This window comes from Catalinimonas locisalis (genome assembly GCF_038039535.1).
Classification (GTDB): domain Bacteria; phylum Bacteroidota; class Bacteroidia; order Cytophagales; family Cyclobacteriaceae; genus Catalinimonas.
Map to the genome: position 1 here is coordinate 1 of NZ_JBBPHP010000021.1, position 21,797 is coordinate 21,797.

20 protein-coding genes, 1 tRNA gene and 1 riboswitch are annotated in these 21,797 nt (G+C 45.3%); of the genes, 9 read left to right on the forward strand and 12 right to left on the reverse strand.

Annotation, left to right across the window (positions count from 1 at the left end; genetic code table 11):
* Positions 1–124 precede the first annotated feature (124 nt).
* The 3 genes from WJR50_RS21040 to WJR50_RS21050 form a co-directional block, all read right to left on the reverse strand.
* Positions 125–1,459 (reverse strand): MFS transporter, encoded by a 1,335-nt coding sequence (locus WJR50_RS21040; RefSeq protein ID WP_341295295.1) that lies wholly within the window; start codon positions 1,457–1,459, stop codon positions 125–127.
* Between the two features lie 283 nt (positions 1,460–1,742).
* The gene (locus WJR50_RS21045; protein ID WP_341295296.1) at positions 1,743–2,906 is read right to left on the reverse strand and encodes a hypothetical protein; all 1,164 of its coding nucleotides are present in this window, start codon (positions 2,904–2,906) and stop codon (positions 1,743–1,745) included.
* 60 nt (positions 2,907–2,966) lie between these two features.
* Entirely contained in the window at positions 2,967–3,146 is a 180-nt protein-coding gene (locus WJR50_RS21050; protein ID WP_341295297.1) for a hypothetical protein, read from the reverse strand.
* A gap of 126 nt (positions 3,147–3,272) precedes the next feature.
* Between WJR50_RS21050 and WJR50_RS21055 the strand changes: the two genes are divergently transcribed.
* Positions 3,273–4,073: an SDR family oxidoreductase gene (locus WJR50_RS21055; protein ID WP_341295298.1), complete on the forward strand. Its 801-nt coding sequence runs from the start codon at positions 3,273–3,275 to the stop codon at positions 4,071–4,073.
* On the opposite strand, the gene WJR50_RS21060 is transcribed toward WJR50_RS21055, so the two are convergent.
* The 3 genes from WJR50_RS21060 to WJR50_RS21070 all read right to left on the reverse strand — a co-directional run bounded on the left by WJR50_RS21060 (position 4,070) and on the right by WJR50_RS21070 (position 7,506).
* A complete protein-coding gene (locus WJR50_RS21060; RefSeq protein WP_341295299.1) occupies positions 4,070–5,644 on the reverse strand; it encodes an NAD(P)/FAD-dependent oxidoreductase in 1,575 nt (524 codons plus the stop codon). The two genes, WJR50_RS21055 and WJR50_RS21060, sit on opposite strands and share 4 nt — an antisense overlap.
* A gap of 653 nt (positions 5,645–6,297) precedes the next feature.
* Complete coding sequence (locus WJR50_RS21065) at positions 6,298–6,735, reverse strand: hypothetical protein (protein WP_341295300.1); 438 nt, start codon at positions 6,733–6,735, stop codon at positions 6,298–6,300.
* Positions 6,736–6,840: 105 nt separating this feature from the next.
* Complete coding sequence (locus WJR50_RS21070) at positions 6,841–7,506, reverse strand: class I SAM-dependent methyltransferase (RefSeq protein ID WP_341295301.1); 666 nt, start codon at positions 7,504–7,506, stop codon at positions 6,841–6,843.
* Positions 7,507–7,681: 175 nt separating this feature from the next.
* A riboswitch (cobalamin riboswitch) is annotated at positions 7,682–7,911 on the forward strand.
* 45 nt (positions 7,912–7,956) lie between these two features.
* On the opposite strand from WJR50_RS21070, the gene WJR50_RS21075 reads away from it, so the two are divergent.
* The 5 genes from WJR50_RS21075 to WJR50_RS21095 are packed head-to-tail and all read left to right on the forward strand — an operon-like array spanning position 7,957 to position 14,268.
* A complete protein-coding gene (locus WJR50_RS21075; RefSeq protein WP_341295302.1) occupies positions 7,957–9,150 on the forward strand; it encodes an ABC transporter substrate-binding protein in 1,194 nt (397 codons plus the stop codon).
* Between the two features lies 1 nt (position 9,151).
* The gene (locus tag WJR50_RS21080; RefSeq protein ID WP_341295303.1) at positions 9,152–10,237 is read left to right on the forward strand and encodes an iron chelate uptake ABC transporter family permease subunit; all 1,086 of its coding nucleotides are present in this window, start codon (positions 9,152–9,154) and stop codon (positions 10,235–10,237) included.
* A gap of 2 nt (positions 10,238–10,239) precedes the next feature.
* Complete coding sequence (locus WJR50_RS21085; RefSeq protein WP_341295304.1) at positions 10,240–11,277, forward strand: ABC transporter ATP-binding protein; 1,038 nt, start codon at positions 10,240–10,242, stop codon at positions 11,275–11,277.
* On the forward strand, positions 11,274–13,160 hold the full coding sequence (locus tag WJR50_RS21090; protein WP_341295305.1) for a TonB-dependent receptor: 1,887 nt from the start codon (positions 11,274–11,276) through the stop codon (positions 13,158–13,160). Before WJR50_RS21085 ends, WJR50_RS21090 begins: the two co-directional genes overlap by 4 nt.
* 46 nt (positions 13,161–13,206) lie before the next feature.
* Positions 13,207–14,268: a YncE family protein gene (locus tag WJR50_RS21095; RefSeq protein ID WP_341295306.1), complete on the forward strand. Its 1,062-nt coding sequence runs from the start codon at positions 13,207–13,209 to the stop codon at positions 14,266–14,268.
* Positions 14,269–14,327: 59 nt separating this feature from the next.
* On the opposite strand, the gene WJR50_RS21100 is transcribed toward WJR50_RS21095, so the two are convergent.
* The 6 genes from WJR50_RS21100 to WJR50_RS21125 all read right to left on the reverse strand — a co-directional run bounded on the left by WJR50_RS21100 (position 14,328) and on the right by WJR50_RS21125 (position 18,028).
* Positions 14,328–15,263, reverse strand: a complete 936-nt coding sequence (locus tag WJR50_RS21100; RefSeq protein ID WP_341295307.1) for a metallophosphoesterase — start codon at positions 15,261–15,263, stop codon at positions 14,328–14,330.
* Positions 15,264–15,509: 246 nt separating this feature from the next.
* Positions 15,510–15,592 (reverse strand) — tRNA-Leu (locus WJR50_RS21105).
* Positions 15,593–15,678: 86 nt separating this feature from the next.
* Positions 15,679–16,194 carry a C40 family peptidase gene (locus WJR50_RS21110; RefSeq protein WP_341295308.1) on the reverse strand — a complete coding sequence of 172 codons (516 nt, stop codon included), beginning with the start codon at positions 16,192–16,194 and terminating at the stop codon, positions 15,679–15,681.
* Between the two features lie 10 nt (positions 16,195–16,204).
* Positions 16,205–16,822, reverse strand: a complete 618-nt coding sequence (locus WJR50_RS21115; protein ID WP_341295309.1) for a hypothetical protein — start codon at positions 16,820–16,822, stop codon at positions 16,205–16,207.
* 2 nt (positions 16,823–16,824) lie between these two features.
* Positions 16,825–17,355: an acyl-CoA thioesterase gene (locus WJR50_RS21120; protein WP_341295310.1), complete on the reverse strand. Its 531-nt coding sequence runs from the start codon at positions 17,353–17,355 to the stop codon at positions 16,825–16,827.
* Between the two features lie 13 nt (positions 17,356–17,368).
* Positions 17,369–18,028, reverse strand: coding sequence for a protein-L-isoaspartate(D-aspartate) O-methyltransferase (locus WJR50_RS21125; protein WP_341295311.1), 660 nt, complete (start codon positions 18,026–18,028; stop codon positions 17,369–17,371).
* A 152-nt stretch (positions 18,029–18,180) separates the two neighbouring features.
* Here WJR50_RS21125 and WJR50_RS21130 point away from each other — a divergent pair, with 152 nt between their 5' ends.
* The 3 genes from WJR50_RS21130 (at position 18,181) to WJR50_RS21140 (ending at position 21,796) form a co-directional block, all read left to right on the forward strand.
* Positions 18,181–18,618, forward strand: a complete 438-nt coding sequence (locus WJR50_RS21130) for a MarR family winged helix-turn-helix transcriptional regulator (RefSeq protein ID WP_341295312.1) — start codon at positions 18,181–18,183, stop codon at positions 18,616–18,618.
* Positions 18,619–18,664: 46 nt separating this feature from the next.
* Complete coding sequence (locus WJR50_RS21135; RefSeq protein ID WP_341295313.1) at positions 18,665–20,056, forward strand: ATP-binding protein; 1,392 nt, start codon at positions 18,665–18,667, stop codon at positions 20,054–20,056.
* Positions 20,057–20,134: 78 nt separating this feature from the next.
* Positions 20,135–21,796, forward strand: coding sequence for an NAD(P)/FAD-dependent oxidoreductase (locus tag WJR50_RS21140; protein ID WP_341295314.1), 1,662 nt, complete (start codon positions 20,135–20,137; stop codon positions 21,794–21,796).
* Position 21,797: the final 1 nt, after the last annotated feature.

A 21,797-nucleotide genomic window follows, 5' to 3' on the forward strand; every position in this document is an offset into this window, starting at 1 on the left:
GGCTGAAATTCTGCTCGGTTCTTTCTGGCTAATATCGTAACTTTAATCAACTATAATCCAATCATGCGTAACATCAGTTAATAAAAGGGTTATCAAAAGGATTTCTTTAGTACTATAACACTATCTACTCCACCACATCATCCACATCATTGACAAAGGTGACCATGAATCCGGCGAGTATCATGGCTGCGCCACCCAGCATCAGTACATAAATTCCATGATTGTCAAAGAAAGTACGAGAAATGTAGCCCAGCGTACTGGAAGCAATAATCTGAGGAATCACAATAAAAAAGTTAAAAATCCCCATATAAATCCCCATCTTAGAAGCTGGCAATGAACCAGCTAGTATGGCATAAGGCATGGTGAGTATACTGGCCCAGGCTAAGCCCACTCCTAGCATAGAGAGCAACAAAATGGTAGGGTCACTGATAAAGAAAATGGAAATCAGGCTCAAACCTCCTACAATAAGTGATAGGGCATGTACCTTTTTTCTACCCATGCTTAAAGCCAATTTAGGCAACATAAAAGCAAGCAGAGCTGAAAATCCATTATAGACCGCAAAACAGATTCCTACCCAGTTGGCTCCTTCATTATACAGTTCCGAAGTTGGATCGGTGGTACCATATATGTGTTCAGTTACCGCCGCGGTAGTATAAAGCCACATACAAAACAGTGCGAACCAGGTAAAGAATTGCACCAATGCCAGCTGAACCATAGTTTTGGGCATTCTCACAAAATCAATAAAGATCTGTCCTATGCCATGGTCATGCTCTTCATTTCCCTCATCTCCGTTATATCGTTTAAACTCCTTGGGCGGGTACTCTTTGGTCTTGATCACTGACCAGATGACTGCTGAAAAGAAAGCAAAAGCGCCCAGATAAAAGGAGAGTTTTACTGAATCAGGAATCTGTCCGGCAGGTGCCGTATTGCTTACCCCAAACCATTCGGTCATCATATAGGGCAATGCGGAAGCTACAACCGCTCCTATTCCGATAAAGAAAGTCTGCACCGCAAAGCCGGTAGTACGCTGGATAGAGGGCAACATATCTGCCACCAAAGCCCGGAAAGGCTCCATGGAAATGTTAATAGAAGCATCCATGATCCAGAGCATGCCGGCGGCTACCCAAAGCACAGGCGAGTTGGGCATAAACACCAGCGCAATGCTGGCAAGTATCGCCCCTATCAGGAAATATGGCCTTCTTCTCCCCAGCCTGGGATGCCAGGTACGATCACTGAAGTAACCGATGATAGGCTGCACCAGCAAACCAGTAGTCGGTGCTGCCAGCCAAAGTATAGGAATCTCATCTTTACTGGCACCCAGGGTTTCAAAAATACGGCTGGTATTGGCATTTTGAAGGGCGAAACCAAACTGTATACCCAGGAAGCCAAAATTCATATTCCAGATTTGCCAAAAACTCAGACGAGGCTTCTGGGCAACCTGCTCAATCGTAGTCTCCATAGAATGGTGGTGTGTAAATTTCCTAGCTTGTCAGCACATGCAAACAAGTAACTTGAACCACAGTTTCATGCTGAACCTAATAAAATGAAAGAAACTGTCTGGCTAAATGTTTAATGATTTCGCAAATTATATATTTAATTATTACACAAAATGCGAACATTTAAATTATTTAAACAAATTTAATAAAATAATCAACTCTTCATGCAGCCGCTTTAATTTCCCTGATTATTTTTTATTCTCTGAGGTGGGGAGGCATCTGCTCTACATAAGCTCAAGAAATCAATTACCGGACATGATTCAAGTCTTCAATAGGATACTGCGCATATCTAGGCTCAGCCTTGATGGTTTGGATGGTATTTTCTAAAGAAGCAACCAACGAAGGTAATCTGAATAAACTCCGTTTGTAAGTATGCTTTTGGATTTCCCAGCTATCAATATTGTCCCAATGAGTTGGTCTGGGAGTATTGTAGAGATCTACCAGAGCTTGGAGAAGAAGTATCAGTTCTTCCGTCTCATCCGAAGCTGGGAAAAAATTTTCCAGTTGCCGTTGAATGTCTTTAGGGCGGGCATAGGGCCAGTAATCATTAAAACTCTCCATAGTATCTCTTGGTCTGAGGGCTCCCACCGAAATCCGCTGTAGGATAATTGTTTTGAGAGAAACTGGTTTTTTATCCGCAAAAGCTTCTTTCATCCTTCTAACCTGAGCAATGGCGGCCACAGTGCCTCTTTCTTTCATATCGTCTACCTCTTCCTCACTGAATTTGATGTCATACTTCTGCTCGGCATCAGCCAGTGCCGAATCTATGTAAGCATAAAATTCTGCGTGTAGCTTGGCATCTACATCCTCAATGACTTCGCTATTTACCGAAGTGGAGTGGGCCAGCATAAAGGACAATATACAGCCTGCAACAAATGTATACCCCATCCAGCTAAAACAGCGAACAGCAAGCCGGAAAGTGTGCCAGCCATGCAAAAAGATGACAAAGGGTAGAAGGTAAAAAAGCAAATGGCTTTCGCCAGTGAAAACCAGGATAGGCTGATCTCCAAAATAGCCCGCATAGCCCCAGGGAGTAGCGGAACCAAAACGAACTACTACTTCCAATATCATCCAGAAGACAAAAATAGCGGAAAGCTGGGCCAGACGAATGTAGCGTCTTTTAAAAATATGCCGTACATCCATCCTTTGCTGCCATACCCACAACATCAGATTAGTACCCAGGCTTACAGAGAGCGCAGCATAGAAGTAGTTGAAAAACATTTGCCTATTGGCCTCAAGTTCTACCAAATTTCGCAGAGCACTGAACAGAAAACGGAAGAGTTCTCGGCCATAATTAAAAAATAAGCTTAGGGTCATCGCGGCAAATACTCCTAAACCTATGCCCAGGTAAAAGTTAGTTTTCCCAATGTGGCGAACACTTATCTTTTGCTTGATAACTTTAAAGTGCATCTCTAATGCTCATAAAAATATTAGTAATATAATTTAAGCAATTGCACTTATATCACCAAGCTATTTTCTTACTCGGTGAGAACGAAAATATTTGATACAAAGCAGAATAATCACAGTAGAGAGTACAATCTGAAAAAAGGCGAACCAGGCATAGTCCAGATAAAACATCAGGTATACAAACAATGCCATAGAGCCAAACACGAGTATCAGTAAGACAAATACGCCTAAAAAATCTTTCATATTTGAAAAAATTGGAGTTTACATCTTCTTAAAGAAAACAGCCGTCCGTAAACATTGTTAATATGCATGTTATACTAGCGCAGGCTCTGCATAATTTTAAACAGACAGAGCCCAAATTTTTTTGATATGCAAAGACTCAAAGGACAAGCGGCATTGATTACAGGTGCCAGCTCAGGCATAGGCCAAGGCATCGCTATCGCTATGGCAAAAGAAGGAGCTGTAGTGGGCATTAATTATTCCAGCAGCGAGGACGGGGCCAAAGAAACACTACAAAAGGTAGAAGAAGCAGGCAGCAAGGGCATGATCATTCAGGCGGATGTAAGTGATCCTGAAAGTGTAGCTAATATGTTCAGCCAGTTTTTTGATCGTTTTGGTACCATAGATATCCTGGTCAATAATTCGGGTATTCAGAAGGATGCTCCCTTTCTGGAAATGAGCTTTGACGACTGGCAAAAGGTACTTGCAATCAACCTGAGCGGCCAGTTTCTTTGTGCACAACATGCCGCCAGAGAGTTTATCAAAAGAGGGGTGGTGAAAGATCGTTCCAAAGCAGCCGGTAAAATCATTTGCATGAGTTCGGTACATGACATCATTCCCTGGGCAGGTCATATCAACTATGCTACGGCTAAAGGTGGTGTGATGATGATGATGAAAACAATGGCCCAGGAATTGGCCCACCACAAGATCAGGGTAAATGCTTTAAGCCCCGGTGCTGTCAAAACACGTATTAATGAAGAGGTGTGGAAAGATGAGGAGCAACAAAAAGAACTTTTAGAGCTGATTCCTTACAAAAGATTGGGCGAACCGGAAGATATTGGTGATGCAGCAGTTTGGCTGGCTTCTGATGAGTCTGATTATGTGAATGGACAAACCATTTATGTAGATGGGGGCATGTCCCTCTATCCCGGCTTCATTGGTAATGGCTAAGAAATACGCTGAGCTTTCCCTAAAGCTATTGCACACTGTTCGGCACATTTCTCTCCGTCAATGGCAGCGGAAATGATGCCTCCTGCATATCCTGCGCCTTCTCCGCAGGGATATAAGCCTTTGATTTCCACATGTTCCAGGCTTTGGTAATCCCGGGGAATCCGTACCGGAGAGGAAGTTCGGGATTCGGGAGCATGCACTACTGCCTCATTAGTTAAATAGCCCCGCATGGCTTTGCCAAACTGCCGAAAACCATCCTGCAACGCACGATAAATGAAATCGGGCAACACTTCTCCTAGTTCTACTGAGCTGGTACCCGGAAGATAAGAGGTAGGGGGAATATTCTGTGAGACTTTTCCTTGGGTAAAATCTACCAATCGCTGAGCCGGTACTTTCTGTGTTTTTCCTGCCAGTGCCCAGGCTTTTTGCTCAATGCTCTTTTGAAATGCTACGCCTGCCAGCGGCCCCATTTTCTGATATTCCTTAAAATCATCAGCCTTCAGTTCCACCACAATACCGGAATTGGAAGTAGGCTGGTTTCTCTTGGAAGGCGACCAGCCATTGGTCACTACTTCTCCCGGAGCCGTAGCGCAGGGTGCGATGATCCCTCCCGGACACATACAAAAAGAATAAACGCCCCTACCCTCCACCTGCCTGACGATGCTGTAAGGTGCAGGTGGCAGATAATCGCCCCGGCTTTCACAATTGTACTGTATGCTGTCTATCAGCGTCTGACTGTGTTCTACCCGTACGCCCAGCGCGAAAGGCTTGGCTTCTATCCTGATTCCTTTCTGGTGCAATAACTCAAAAATATCCCTAGCGGAGTGACCGGTAGCCAGTATAAGTTTGAAGGCTTCAATAGTATCCCCGTTTTCTAATTTTACACCTTTCACCTCTTTCTCTTGAATAAGAATATCGCTGACCTTTGCGTCAAACACCACTTTGCCTCCCTGCCGGATGATGGTCTCGCGTATAGCGGTCACGATCTGTGGCAATTTATTGGTACCGATATGCGGATGCGCATCTACCATAATATCGGAATGGGCACCGTGGGCTACCAGCAAATGTAAAATGCGCTGTACATCCCCTCTTTTCTTGGATCGGGTATAGAGCTTCCCATCAGAGTAAGTGCCAGCTCCGCCCTCTCCAAAACAATAGTTAGAATCTTCATTGATAATATGAGCACGGGTAATGGCGGCCAGATCGCGCCTACGGCTTTTCACATCTTTGCCCCGCTCCAGCACAATCGGCTTGAACCCCTTTTCAATAAGCCTGAGGGCGGCAAACAAACCTGCCGGACCTGCGCCCACTACAATCACCTCCTGCGACTGAGATACATCGGGATAATCGGGTAGTTGTAACGGCGCTTCCTCATATTCTTCCCTTACAAAAGCGGCCAGCTTCAGATTGATTTTCACCTTACGCTGGCGGGCATCAATAGAGCGCTTGAGCACTTCCAGATGCCTGATCTCTGCGGAGGGAATAGCCAGCTTACGCGAAACCTCTTTTTTGAGCGCTTCTTCATGGGCAGCTATTTCGGGTGAAACCTGTAATTGTACTTCCTCTCGCATAAGATCAATTCATCGGTTTAGCATAAGTGCTTTGCACAAAGCAATGAATGCATTTTAGGAGCGGCAAGTTCGTGAATTTGAAGAATTTTCTATCATCTGAGAAGGATAAAGGGCTAAAATCATAATAAAATTAATGAGAGAAATCATTTTTTTCTCCTACCCAACTTCAGCAGGTAAGATAATCTGTAAGTGTACAAAAAATCTCTTCAGCAATTTTCGGTCGGAAACACAAATTCACTTCATTTTGACACATTTGACCTGGTCTGAGACATAAGTCAAAACCGTTTTGCCTTTCCGACCTAGTCGGAAGTGCAAGTCAGACTTTTCCAAAGGCATTTTACCTGGTCGGAAGCGCCAGAAAAAAATTTCCTACCATTCCGACCAGGTCGGATATGTCAGGACAGACTTTTCTTGCTATTCAGACCGGATAAAATGTAGTAAAACAAGTTTTTCCTGATAGATTATTTGGGTCCGCAAACACAAGTTTAGGCCTCCCGGAAACATCACATCGTCAAATCAATACAGAGAAAATTAACTTTTGCTCATTTTACTACAATATTCTGCTATTCTATACTCCTCCCTTAATATCAATACAGATTGATAAAAGGCCGGTTACGAGGAATTGCCCTATGAAGTTCTATTAAGCAAAAGTTTTATCTGTCTCTTCTCCTAAAACCTATGATCAGATTCAATAGGAAGAGAGGCTGAAACAGGAGAAATAACAGAATCAAAACACTTAAGCCCTGACTCATAAAATCTCCGTAAAAAATTGCAGGTGCTGAAATTTTCAAACTTAACAAAAGCAAAATGCCCTGAACAAGTAGGCAGGCGACCGTAGTGACCAAAGTATGCGTCCAGCTTAGGATGTTGATTAAACTTACTTTCATTCTGATGGCTACCCAATAGCCCAACGACAGGATGCCCATGCAGAAGGAAAACAGTAAAGCCAGTTGCCATTGAGCAAAAATAAAATAAGTATCATGCAATTGTAAATCAAACGTATAACGTCCGAAAGAAAACCCTACCGCTAACGTAATAAATATAGCGATCCAGAGCGCCAGATCGGGTCGGAGTGATTGGATTTTTTGCATGCTTTAGAGGTTAAAATTTCGCTATACTACGCTAACGCAGGGTTTGTGCGGCTGCGGTCTTTACAAACCGGAAATATACTGTACTATAAAATTACCCATTTATGGTTATTTCTCCAGCACGGCCACAGAAAAATGCCGCTCTACCATTTCTCCCGTTTTGCTCTTTACCCGCTCAGTTTTGTGAACGACATCCGCCAGCGTAAAGGAGGTTTGTGATACCAGTTTTTCTATTTTCTCCTGATCATAAAGCTCAAAGCCATGTCTGGTGAAAGGCAGCTTCTGCATAAAGTCTTTATGGGCATAGGTGATGCACACTTTTCCTCCCTTTTTCAACACCCTGTATATTTCCTTTAAAAGCGCTACAGCTTGTTCCCAGAAATAAATAGTGTTCACCGTCATAATATTTTCAAAAGACTCATCTTCAAATGGGATGGTATTTCCATCATACAAATGATAAACAGCACAGTCCCGGGCTACTGACTCCGCATTGATCTTTTCTGCTTCTTCTTTCATCGCTGCCGAAATTTCAAGACCATAGTAGCGCACGTTTTCCGCCTGCTTCAGAATTTCGTTGAGATGCGCGCAATTACCATGTCCCAACTCTAAAAGCCTGTCATGAGGTTGAAGTGCCAAAAGCTGAATGGTGCTGAGCGTCATATTGATGTTGGTCTCGTGCATGAGCTGTGCCATGTCTATTCCCTCTTTGCCCTCCGGCCTGCTCAGTTGAGCCGCAATGGATTTGAGTTCTTCTTCTGAGATTTCCTGTTCCATAGTGTCTGCGTGAGTAAATTGTGTATAATGCTTTAAGTGACTTCAATCTGGTATTTGATAGCCTTAAGCTACTCAATATTTGCTGATTTTTTATGGAGTGAAAACATAGGGGGTTGAAAACAATACTTTACCCGAACATAAACAGCAAACATTTTCTTTTCCTCAAATAAGCCTTACCTTTGCCCCGTACTATGGTGGCTTCGTCCGTCGCTGACTACACGGACAAGCTGTAAATAGGGAAAGCGGTGCAAATCCGCTGCAGTCCTCGCTGCTGTAACTCTTTCTCCGATCACAAATCGGAAACATACTTTCGGCACTGCCACAGTCACTGCCCGCTCATAGCGGGTGGGAAGACAGCCGGAAAGTAAGAGAAGCCAGAAGACCTGCCATCGTACTTCACTCACTTGTTCTCGGGGATTGGAGCGAGCAGGAGTACACACTAATTATCTTATGGAAAACTTGATCAAGCACATCGTATTGCGCTTGGGGCTAACATGCAATAAAAGCATGAATGGCATTGTATTCATATGCCTTCTGCTTAGCGCTTGTGAGAACAGCTCCAGTAAGCGACAGGAAAGCTCCTTTTCTGAAGTTCAGAGCAGGTGGACGGAAGAGGCTGAAGTACACTATGCCCAGGGCTTTGACATCAGCTATGAATACGATTATAAAGTGCTTCACCTGATGCAGGGCACAGACACTACGCATTATATTCTTATGCCAGAAGACGTTGACCGTCCTTCTGCCTATCCTGAGGCGCAGCGCATTCGCATTCCTATCCGCAGTCTGGTCGCTTTGTCTACTACCCATGTAGCATTGGCAGACTTTGTGGAGGCTGACAGTATCATCGTTGCTCTGGACCATACGGATTATGTCTACGATCCTGAGGTAAGAGCCAGCATAGATGCAGGAGAAGTCACGTCCGTTGGTCAGTCAGGTAGTCTGAATCAGGAAATGGTGCTCGCCCTGCAGCCCGATCTGCTCATGGTATCCGGCATGCCCAATACCGATCTGCAAAAATATAACGCGCTGATCAGTTCCGATATTCCGGTGCTTATCAATACTGAGTGGATGGAAAATACCGCCCTGGGTAAAGCGGAGTGGGTAAAGCTAATGGCGGCTTTGCTCAACCGGGAGGAAATCGCTAATCCCAAATTTGATTCCATTGCACAGGCCTTTCAGCATATTGCTCAATTAACGGATTCTCTGGAGGAAAAGCCTGAAGTAATCAGCGGCTCTCCTTTTCAGGGCTCATGGTATGTGCCGGGAGGGAAAAGCTATCGCAGCAAAATGTTTGAGCAGGCTGGCGCTCAATGGCCCTGGAGTGATAATGAAGACGTCAGCCTACCCGTAGCTTTTGAAAACATTTACGCTTACGGACTGGAAGCCGATTACTGGCTCAATCCCGGTATGGTGAATACGCTGGATGAACTGCTGGCCAAGGACGAGCGCTTCGCGGATTTTAAAGCTTTTCAGAACGGAAAGGTATACAACCATAATCGCCGAATGACGCCCAACGGGCAGGGCAATGACTATTACGAAAGTGGTGTAGTCAACCCTCACCTCATTCTGGCTGACCTTACCCACATCCTTCATCCGGACCTGCTACCCGACCATCAATTGTACTACTATCAAAAGCTGGAATAGCATGCCTGCCACTCTGGAAAAAAACCATACTACCAAAGCGATCCGCTATCCACGTACCGGTCTTCTCCTCCTGGGATTGCTGGCATTAACCCTAATGCTTTGGCTGGCGGATATTGCCCTGGGTTCAGTGGCTATTCCTCTGCCTGATGTCATCAACAAGCTTATGGGACAGACACTGGACAATCAGGCTTTTGAAAATATCATCATGAAAATCAGGCTACCCAAAGCCATCACGGCAGTACTGGCAGGCGCTGCGCTATCGGTAGGTGGCTTGCAAATGCAAACCCTTTTCCGCAATCCTCTGGCGGGTCCATCCGTGCTGGGTGTCACTTCAGGAGCGAGTCTGGGCGTAGCTTTGGTCACCCTTTCCAGCGGACAGGCTACCACCATTTATGCGATTCAGCAGTTAGGCATCAGCAGTAGCTGGCTGGTCGCTATAGCTGCCAGTCTGGGCGCTGCCCTGGTGTTGTTCATCGTGCTGGGTATTTCGTACAGAGTCAATGATTATGTCGTCTTGCTGATCGCCGGTATCATGATCGGCAATATCACCTTATCCCTGGTTAGCCTCTGGCAGTATTTTAGTAATCCTGAGCAGATTCAAAACTACCTACTCTGGACCTTCGGCAGCCTGCATGGCGTTACCCAAAAGCATCTGTGGGTGATGGTGATAGCCGTTTCGTTGGGTTTGCTGCTTACATTTCTGCTGAGTAAACCGCTCAACGCGCTTTTACTGGGCGAACATTATGCGCAGAGCCTGGGCGTCAACATCAGGCAATTACGCATTGGCGTCATCATCGCTACCAGCTTACTGGCGGGGGTGGTAACGGCTTTCTGCGGGCCTATTGGTTTTATCGGAATCGCTGTACCACACCTGAGCAGAGGACTTTTTCATACGGCCAGTCATAGCATATTAATACCCGCTTCAGCCCTGCTGGGAGCCATTACCCTGCTGGGGTGCGACCTGATTGCGCAGGTACCGGGCAGCAGTATTACCCTGCCTCTAAATGCGATTACCGCGCTGATCGGCTCTCCGGTAGTCATTTATGTCATTCTTAAAAACCGCAGACAGCAAAGCGCTTTCCATTAGCAGTGAGTAAAGATACAACCATATTGAGCACCCATCAGCTAAGCGTAGGTTACGTTCCCGATAAGCCGCTGATCAGAAAGTTGGATCTGAAGGTGAAAAGAGGAGAACTGATCTGCCTGCTAGGTACCAATGGAGCGGGTAAATCTACTTTGCTGCGCACCCTGGCAGGCATGCAATCTGCGCTGGAAGGTGAAGTAAGTATAGCGGGAAAGCAGCTCTCCAAAATTTCTCCCCGAAGGCTGGCGCAGGAACTTAGCCTGGTACTTACTGAAAGAGGTATAGCACCCAATTTACGGGTACACGAGCTGATTGCAATGGGACGCCACCCCTACAGTGGCTGGTTTGGTCGTCTCAGCCAGTCCGACCGTGAGATCATGCATCAGGCGATGGAAGATACTGCTACGCTGGAGTTTGCCAATCGCCCCTTCTACGAATTGAGTGATGGTGAAAAGCAAAAAGTCATGATTGCCCGGGCTTTAGCACAGGATACGCCCCTCATCATTCTGGATGAGCCTACCGTACATCTGGACCTGCCCAATCGGGTGGAGATCATGCAGCTTTTGCACCGGCTTACCCAGGAAAAGCAAAAAGCCATACTTATGAGTTCCCACGATCTGGAACTGGTCATACAATCGGCAGATCAGTTATGGCTTTTACATGAGCAAAATATCTGGTCAGGCATACCGGAAGATTTGGTGTTACAAGGTAAAGTGGAGGCTTGTTTCCAAAGCAAAAACCTCCGCTTTGACCAGCAGAAAGGCAGCTTTGTCATACGGCGGAAGCCCACACAGCCGATCAGGCTAGATGGAGAGGGAATACTCGCCCACTGGACACGGCAGGCGCTGGAAAGAGTAGGCTATAAAATCGTAGAAGATGGAGATACAAAGCTAACCGTACAAATACAACAGACCAGCCCAACACCCAGCTGGATTATCCAGGGGCAGGGCGATGCCATTATGTTCCATTCGCTCTCCTCTTTGCTCGGCAAACTAAAGGGCAAATCATCCTATGTTTCAGAAGAATTAAGCAGTAAGGAATGAGGCGATTGCTCACCATATTATTTTTTACATACTGTTCGCTTACCGCTCTGGCACAGGAAGCTGACAGTATATTGCTGGATGCTGTGGAAATTTACGGTATTCCTGCTACCAAATACGCCAGCGGAAGCTCCATAGTACGCATTGATTCTGTAGCCCAGGTATCTCAGATCGGGGGCAGCCTGCAGGACCTGCTACAACAGGAAACCTCTTTATATTTCAAAGAATATGGTTATGGTATGGTCTCCAGCATTACGATGCGGGGTACATCTTCCAGCCATACGGCGGTGCTGTGGAACGGACTCAATATCAACTCTCCTACCCTGGGCTCAACGGACTTCTCCAACCTGCCTGCTTTCATGTTTGATGACGTACAGGTACATTATGGTGGAGGCAGTTCACTCTACGGCAGCGATGGGCTGGGCGGAAGTATTATCTTACAAAGCGCTGCTCCTGATCAGGAAGGATTACATATTCAGACCAATCAGACGATTGGCAGCTTTGGACAATTCTTCTCCGGCCTCAAAGCGAATATAGGATTGCAAAACTGGCAATTGACAAGCAGCGCCTATCGCAATACCGCTGAAAATAATTTTCCCTTTGACAATACCGCCAAATATGGCTTACCCGAAGAAAGGCAGGAAAATGCTGATATACACAATTTTGGTGTGATGCAGGAAATCAGCTATCAGCCAGCCAGCAATCGTAGGCTAAGTTTTAATGCCTGGTATGAGGAGAGCGAGAATGGTGTGCTTCCATTGATGAGCAACAATCTTAAAGAAGAAACTTATGAGCGCATAGAAGATACTCACCTGCGCATATCTATGCAGTATCAGCAGCAGCAGGATTGGGGATATTTGCAGGCTACTGCCGGTTTTGTACGTGATCAGCAGATTTATGACCAGCAGGCTCCTATCATCGCACAGCATACTTTGACCAGGGTACAGTACGACAAAAATCTGGGCAAACGGCTCAGTATCAAGCTGGGCAGCGACTGGCGGTATGTAGAAGCTGATGTAGAAAGTTATGAACAAAACCGCTTTCAACACAGAATAGACGCTTTTGCTTCGGCCAATTATCAGGTGCTGGACTGGTGGAAGCTCAGCCTGAACCTGCGTCAGTCGTGGGTCAGTGGCTATGATCCGCCTTTCTCTCCCAGCCTGGGTAGTGAAGTTCTACTAGTCAATAACAACACGCAGCAGCTCAGCCTAAAAAGTCAGGTTGCCAGAAATTATCGTGTGCCTACTTTCAATGATTTGTACTGGCAGCCGGGAGGTAACCCTGCGCTCAATGCCGAAAATGGCTGGAGTTACGAGAGTGGCTTACAGTACCGGACTAAAAAGCTGAACGCTGAAGTCACCTACTATCACTCCGATGTAGAAGACTGGATAGTATGGCTGGACCAGGGGACATTCTGGAGTCCGCAAAACTTCAGAAATGTAGTAGTCAATGGTCTGGAAGGCCGTGGACAATATCAATTTGCGTTGAACCAACTTAAGTTGAGGTTTAGCAGCAGTTATGCCTTTACCTCTTCCCTCAATAAAGAGCCGGTCAACGAATACGACCGCTCGGTAGATAAGCAGTTGCCTTATGTACCCCGCCATCGCCTTACTTTCAATACGCATGCGGAATGGCGGGAGTGGTCTGCCGGTCTGCTCAGCCAGTGGACCAGCCAGCGCTTCCTGACTACCACCAATGAGAGTGCTTTGGAAGGATACGGCTTAGTCAATTTTCGCCTGAGCAAAACTTTTGAGTGGTGGAAAACTCAAAACTCAGTAAGCCTGAGAGTCAATAACATTTTCAATACTGACTATCAAAATGTGGCTCGCAGAGCCATGCCAGGCAGAAACTATCAACTCAGTATTCAACTGCATTTTTCAGACTAAAAATTCAATTATTCATTAATCACTAATCATCATTCATTAAAAACACATGAACTTAACCAAACAATTTTTAGCGTATTTTTTTCTAGCTACCCTACTTTTAGGAACCTTTGCCTGCGAGGACGATGCACCGGAAGGACCGGCCTTAGGAGACAATATCATTATAATAAATGAAGGAAATTTTGGTCAGGGCAATGGCTCCATTACACTGCTTGACCGGGATATGGATACCGTAAGCAATAATGCATTTGCCTCTGCCAATGCAGCCCGCAATCTGGAAGCCAGTGTACAATCTGTTACTGTTGAGGGCAATGAAGCCTTCATCATCTGTAATACTGCGGATAAAATTGAAATTGTAGATGCAGCAACTTTTGAAGCTATAGAGGCTCCTATTGAAGCTGATAGCCTGATCAGCCCTCGTTATATGGACGTGGTGGGTGATAAAGCGTATGTCTCGGTTTGGGGCAGTTTTGATGAGAATTATATGCTTCCCGAATCTAAAGTAGCGGTGATTGATCTCAATGATTATAGCATCATCAAATACATCGCCACCGAAGATGGAGCAGAAGACGTGCAAGCGGTAGGTGACAAAATCTTTGTCGCCAATAGCTATACTAACATGCTTACTGTCATCAATACAGATACCGATGAAATTGAGGAAGTAATAACCTTAGATGGCAGCCCTCAATGGCTGGAAACCTATGAAAACGATCTTTGGGTAAGCGTAACTGGCGCAGCCTCCCAGTTTGTCAGGATCAACCCTGATGATAATAGTATTGAAGCAAGCGTATCAGTGGCAGGAAGCAACAGCAATGGTAAATTTACCATCAACGAGGAGTTGGACATGATTTACTTTATCGGAGCTGAGCCCTGGCCTGCTACTGCCACAGCGATCTACTCACTTGCTATTGACGGTGCTTCCGCCAGCCCTGAAGAAGTAGTGAGCGGAGAATATTTTTATGCCATTGGCAGCGACCCGGTGACCAATAATATTTTTATAGGCAACAGTAACTCTTTTCAGGGTGAAGGCACAGTGCTGGAGTATGATAGTGAAGGTGAATTGCTAGAGACTTATAGTGTAGGCGTGGGTCCCAACAGCTTTGTATTTTAGACTAAGGAAGTTTATATCTGCCACCCTAAAATCTATTCAGGGTGGCAGATTTTCTAAACTTATTTTTTCTTAAGCGTAAAAATTGTAATCTCTCCCTGGCTGTTGAATCTTATCGGCAAGCCGGAAACACCACAACCCGCGCTAGTATAGCCTTGCATTTGCCCTACATTCCAGAAGCCTTTATACAACTTATTTCCCTTTTTTAAATGCCTGATCAAGGGAAAGCCTCCCGGCAGGCAGATTTGCCCGGCATGGGTATGTCCGCAAAGATACATTGCATAGTTTTGTTCGGCCACTTCCTTATACATTTCAGGCGAGTGCACCAGTGCAATTTTGAAACCTTGCTGGTTTGCGTTCAGAGCAGTAGTAGCATGATGGGTAAAATAGAAGTGCGGATCATCCAAACCTGTCAGCAAAATACTATCACCTCCCCGCTCTAACTTTACAGATTCATTAGTGAGGACCCTGACTCCCATATTTTCCAGAGGTTGTACTACCTGATGGGTATCATGATTTCCCAGGGTGGCATAAATACCATCTTCGGCCTGTATGCTGGCAATAACATCCCGTAGTGGGCTTAGCACCTTATCGTCGTACTCACCCATCAAATCCTTACGATAATCGCCAGTGATAAAGCAGCTATGGTAATGAAGGTTTTCCAGTTTTTTAGAGATAACTTCTTCTATTCCTGGCAAGCAATCCAGATGCAAATCTGTAAGGTGCAACACTTTATAACCCTCAAAGCCTTGAGGTAGATGATCAAAGTGCAGCTCAAACTCGTTCACCTGAATCTTTTGCGCATTCTTTTTGCCTATGTGGTACATACCGCTCGTCTTGAACACCAGCGAGGCAATAGGGAGCAAATAATCTATCCAGGTAACCAGCCCTTTTTCTCGCTCATATTCACTAAGTCGGTTGAAGCGCAAAGCCTCCAGCCGCTTGCGATTATTCAGCCAGTTTTGTCTGTCCGTCAATTTTGATTCTGCTATCAGCATAGCAATTGTAGATTAAAATAATGCTGCAAAGTACTGCAATGTTATGCTCTATAAAGCTTTGGTAATGAGTAAGTTGTTACTAGTGTGCTTTTTTCGCTCAAAGCTTCATAAAGCAGTCGTTTTTCATCACATGGACTGACAAATTCCTTGCCTGTATCGCGCTGAGTATGATAAAATTAAATTGAAAGAGAAAAATCAGGGAAGAAATAGAAATAAAAAACCCGGACGGATTGTCCGGGCCTGATGTGCTAGAGGCGGGAGTCGAACCCGCACGAGTAAAACTCACACGCCCCTGAAACGTGCGCGTCTACCAATTCCGCCACTCCAGCATACATAAATTTTGAAAAGCTGCTCTTTTCAAAAGGGAGCACAAAGTAAGCATTTAGTTTGGAAGTTAGCAAGGGAAATTATTTACTTATGGACTAAAAATTCGTCTTGCTCCGGCCCAGCGTTTACGAAAGTAATGCTGATCCAAATCGTCTACCACCACTCCCCGGCTACTGGAAGCATGAATAAAAGCAGGGCTATCTTCCCTTTCCCCTACATACATTCCTACATGAAAGATTCTGCCATTGCTGTGCTGAAAAAAGACCAAATCTCCCTGCTGAAGGCTATCAGCATGCACCTCTGCTCCCTGCCGGAATTGAGCGGCAGCTGAAGCAGGCAGGCTTATTCCCAACTGTTGGTACAGGAAACGGATGTAGCCTGAACAGTCAAAACCGGCTTCATTTTTTCCGCCATAGCGGTAAGGAGTACCTTCAAGCCGAAAAGCTACACAGAGCAAACTATCTGTCGCTGCTTCTGCTGACGTAGCTGAGTCAGGAGTAGTGGAGAAGCGGGCGGAGATCAGGAAACAGGAAAAGCAGATCAGCGCTCCCCAGAGTATAGCTTTATTGACTTTAAAATATTGTTCAATCCCCTGCTGCTTCATTCGCGATCATTTACTGAAACATTTTTTTCAGTGCATTCCAAAGCTGTACTTTGAAATCCCTGTTCTGTGCGATTGACTGCAAATCATCGGCCAGCAGTAGTTTTCTACCCTCAGCATCCTCAGTAATGTGATATTTTTGAAAAAAATGACTCAGCGACCAGGCTAATGGTAAGTCTCCGAATACCAGCAGCTTTTCAGATTTAATTTGTTGAATGGACTCAAAAATATTCTTCTGCTGCTCATAAGCCTGTTCCAGAGGAGCCCAGTTACAAAGGGCAATGTCATTGAAGCCAAGATTAACCGCTTTGAGAATATTTCCTAAAAAATCACGCTCCTCATTACTCAAGGACCTATGCTGCTGTTGGTAAAATAATACCAGCACACCCTTTTGATTTTCTCCTTCTGTCTCAGGAATGGGCAGGGAATCATTTTGTTTGACCTCAGTATCTGAGGCTTTCTCTTCTTGTTCCTGACCGTTCGCCTCCTGTACTGCCTTCTCTTCAATGTTAGCCTCCGACTCAGTAGTTTCTTCGTGCTGCTCAATCTTCTGAGGTTCTGCTTCCGGTATCAGGTAGATAGGCTCAGTAAGAAAAAAACGGAGAAAATTCAAATCATCAGGCGTGTGCATAGCTAGTCGTTTTCTTTGATGTCAAATATAGAACGGAGTTCGTGCGCTTCTGCCGGTTTCATTCTTCCGGCCAGTACCAGACGCAACTGTCGGCGGCGCAATGCGCTGTCAAAGAGTTTTTGTTCTTCTTCAGTCTCCGGCACCACTTCCGCTACTTTTACCTTCTGGCCTTCCATATCCACTGCAACCATAGTAAAAAATGCCCGGTGGCTTTCCACGATTCTTCCGTTTGGTACATCTTCGGCCTTCACTTCTATATGCACTTCCATAGAAGTGTTAAAAGCCCGGGTTACCTGGGCTTTGAGCGTCACCACATTCCCGATTTTGATCGGATGCGAGAAAGAAACATTATCTACCGAGGCGGTAACCACCAGGCTGTTGGCATGCTTCTGAGCAGCAATGGCTGATACAATATCCATCCAATACAGCAACCTTCCCCCCATAAGACCATTCAAGCCATTGGTATCATTGGGAAAGACCATCTCGGTCATGGTAGTCAGTGAGGCTTTAGCTGTTTTTTTTGATTCATTCATAAAATATAAACGCTTAGTGGTTCTCCCAGCCATGTTGGCCCAGCAAAGGCACAAAGCTAAAGTGGTCAAACTCTTTTTTACTGATTTTTCCGTTTATCTCTTTGGTTATCAGAAGCATTTTCTGCGATTTCCTGTCTCCTACCGGTATCACTAATCTTCCACCGGGAGCCAGTTGTTCTATCAAAGTCATGGGTACGTTTGGAGCCCCTGCTGTAACGATGATTCCATCATAAGGCGCGAATGCAGGCATACCTTTGGTCCCATCTCCATGAAACAGATGTGCCTGATAACCCAGACTTTTCAGCAGATTAGCTGCCCTTTGGTGCAATGGCCAGTTATATTCAATAGAGTAAACCTTAGCTCCCATTTCCAGCAGTATAGAGCACTGGTAACCGGAGCCTGTTCCAATCTCCAGCACTTTGTCTCCCGCCTTTACCTGCAAAAGCTGTGTTTGGAAAGCGACTGTATAAGGCTGAGAAATAGTTTGCCCTTCCCCTATCTGAAAAGCTTTGTCCTGGTAGGCATGCTCCAGAAAAGCATTATCCAGGAAGGCATGACGGGGCACAGTATTGACGGCATGTAGTACTCTCTGGTCAGTAATTCCTTTTCTGTGGATCTTATTGACCAGTTGCCTTCTCATTCCTTTATGCTTGTAGTTGTCTTCAATAGGCATTTTGTTGATGAATTATTCTTGAAGCTGCGAATATACAGTTCTTTGCAGCAAAATAAAGCTTCCTAAGCTTTCCAGAATATACCAAATAACTTTTTGCATCTCAATGAGAAGCACTATATTTAGTAGGTAGTTGAATATCCAACAAAAAAGCCATGGGCAAAAAAGTTAAAGTAGAGAATTCGCTTTCTACCATTATGGGTACTAGTTCTCGCTTACTTAACAATAAGATCAGCAAAAACATGGCAGCGTACCATGTGACAGTAGAGCAGTGGGTAATTCTTGCCAGTCTCTGGAGACATGATGGACAGAGCCAGCAAACCCTGGCGAATATGGTCAGTAAAAATAAGGCCAGCATCACCCACCTGATTGACAACCTTGAAAAAAGAAAGCTGGTAAGCCGTAAAGCGGATAGCAAAGACCGTAGAAATAAAAGAATCTACCTTACTGATGAAGGCAAAAGTCTGCAGGAAGAATTAGCCAGAGTTGTAAAAGAGACTACCAAGGAAGCTACGCAGGATATTGATAAAAAAGATTTAAAATCAGCCAAAAAGGTTATGAAAAAGATGATTGACCAGCTATCTGTAGATTAATTAGCTTCAGCCTTTATGGATTAGTATCTACCTAACTTTAACCTGAATGGAAATAGATTTACTTTCAGCCTTACGTGATGTCCCTACCTTTGAAGGCATAGCCGAGCAGCACCTAAAGTGGCTGGCTGACAAAGGAGAACTGGTTTCTCTGGAGCCAGGTGACTACTTATTCAGAAAAGGAGAGTCTGCCGATTATATGTATATCATGTTAGAGGGCAGCGTACAGTTGAAGGTATCCCAGGGTAAGCAGTTTAGAGATCTGAGCCTGCTGGAGAAAGGAGATATCACCGGTATCCTTCCTTATTCCCGCATGAAAGAAGCTGGTGGCTTTGGTATAGCGACCAGCAAAAGTATGCTCCTTAGCCTTCATAAAAAGTACTTTCAGGAAATGGAGAACCAGAGTCATGAGATGGTACAGGCTCTGGTATCGGTCATGACCAGCCGGGCCAGAGATTATACCCGGCAGCAACAGCAAAATGATAAAATGATGGCGCTGGGCAAGCTTTCTGCGGGCCTGGCACATGAGTTGAACAATCCAGCCTCAGCCATTATCCGCTGCTCAGCTGCTTTGAAAAAACATTTACACAACACCCCGGACAGCTTCAAGCAAATTATTTCCGTTCGGCTTACCCCAGCTCAGGTAGATGAAGTCAATGATATTCTTTTTGCCAAGATCAATCAGCAGGAGCTTCCTGAGTTAAGTATGCTGGAACGTAACAATCAGGAGGATGAGATTGCAGAATGGCTGGAAGATCAGGGCTTTGAAGATGCTTATGACATGGCCGAAACATTCGTTTCCTTCGGCCTAACGATAGCTGATATAGAAGAAGTGGGAGAAATTACCAAGGGTGAATACTTACCTCAGGTGCTGGGCTGGATACAAAATGTATTGAACACTGAAAGGCTGGTCAACGAAATAGAGCAGGCTTCCAGCAGAATTTCCGACCTGGTACAGTCGGTCAAGACCTACTCACATATGGACCGTGCGGTGGATAAAGAGTTAATTCATGTACATACTGGCATTGACAGCACCCTTACCATGCTCAGCCATAAGCTGAAGCAAAAAAATATAGAAGTCATCAAAAAATATACTGAGGACCTACCTAAAGTCAAGGCTTTCGTCAGTGAGCTGAACCAGGTCTGGACCAACCTGATCGACAATGCCATTGATGCTATGGAGCAGCACGGAAAGCTTACTATTGGCACCCGCAGCATTGGTGAAAGAGTGGAAGTTTCCATACAGGATGATGGTGCTGGTATTCCTCCTGAGCTGGTAAACCACATCTTTGATCCTTTTTTTACCACAAAAAGTGTAGGACAGGGTACAGGTCTGGGATTGGACATTGTAAAAAAAATACTGGATCAGCATCAGGCTTATATTGATGTTGACTCAAAGCCAGGTTCCACTATCTTTAAAGTGAGCTTTCCGGTACATTAAAGCCTTTTTAAACAAAACTTATTTTTAATGCTTTTTGACTTTTAGCCCTTACTTTTGACCTAACCTAGCCTTATTGATATGAAACGCCCGATCATTTTTGCAGTAGATGATGACCCCCAGGTTTTGCGTGCCATTGCACGTGACTTGCGTCAGCAGTACCGCCAGGACTACCGGATTATGAGTACGGAGAAGCCGCAGGAAGCCCTGGAGGCCTTGCCTGAACTAAAGAAGAAGGGAGAAGAAGTAGCAATTTTTATCACTGACCAGCGCATGCCTGATATGCTGGGGGTAGAAATGCTGGAGAAAGCCAAAGCGCATTATCCCAAGGCCAAAAAAGTACTGCTTACTGCTTATTCTGACATTGATGCTGCCATCAAAGCCATTAATGATGTACAACTGGATTACTACCTTACCAAACCCTGGGACCCGCCGGAAGAGAAACTATACCCCATCATCAACGATCTACTGGAAGCCTGGCAGATGCAGTACACTCCTGACTACCAGGGCATTCGGGTGCTGGGTTACCAGTACAATCCCAAATCCCATGAGATCAAAGATTTTCTGGCAGGCAATTTAGTACCCTACCAGTGGCTGGATATTGAAAGAAGCGACAAGGCTAAAGAACTATTACAGCTACACCAGATTGAAGAAAAATTTCTGCCTGCAGTGATCTTTGAGGATCAGTCGGCACTGGCAAGGCCGGAGATCAATGAAATCGCCCGGAAGATTGGAATGAAAGTGCAGGCGGCTGAGCAGCTTTATGATGTGGTGATCATCGGGGCAGGGCCGGCAGGTCTGGCAGCTGCTGTTTACGGGGGGTCGGAAGGACTAAAAACTTTGCTTATTGAAAAGCGTGCTCCGGGAGGGCAGGCAGGTACCAGCTCACGTATTGAAAATTACCTGGGTTTTCCCAACGGGCTAAGCGGTTCGGACCTTACACGTCGTGCTATTTCCCAGGCCAAACGACTGGGCACTGAGTTTCTCTCCCCCCTGGAGGTCAAGAGCCTGCGACTGCAAGATCATTACAAAATGCTGACTCTTTCTGATGGCAGTGAGATCAAGACCAAAAGTATCATCATTTCAACAGGAGTAAATTACCGTAAGCTGGAAGCAGAGGGCATACACGCTTTTACGGGTGCAGGGGTATACTACGGAGCCGCCACTACCGAGGCTCATGCCTGCCAGGACAAAGATATTTTCATTGTAGGGGGAGGCAACTCAGCCGGACAGGCAGCCATGTATCTGGCTAATTATGCCTGTAAAGTAAATATTCTCATCCGTAAGGCTGACCTAAGCTCCTCAATGTCGCAGTACCTCATAGACCAGATCAACCAGACTTCTGTGATTGAGGTAATGCCTTATACACAAGTAGTTGCGGCCAGGGGTAATGGACATCTGGAAGAAATTACTATTGAAAATATCAAGAGTGGAGAGAAAACAGAAGCTGCCGCTGCTGCTTTATTCATATTTATTGGCAACCGCCCTTTTACAGAATGGATCAACTTAGATGTGATCAAAGATGAGAAAGGCTTTATAGAAACCGGAAGAGAGTTAATGAAATATGATTACTTCAAAAAAATATGGAAACTACAGCGTGAACCCTACCTGCTGGAAACCAGTATTCCCGGTATTCTGGCAGCAGGCGATGTACGGTCTGGGGCAATGAACCGGGTAGCTTCTGCTGTAGGAGAAGGGGCAATGGCCATTAAGATGGTGCATGAATATCTCGCCAGTGTTTAAT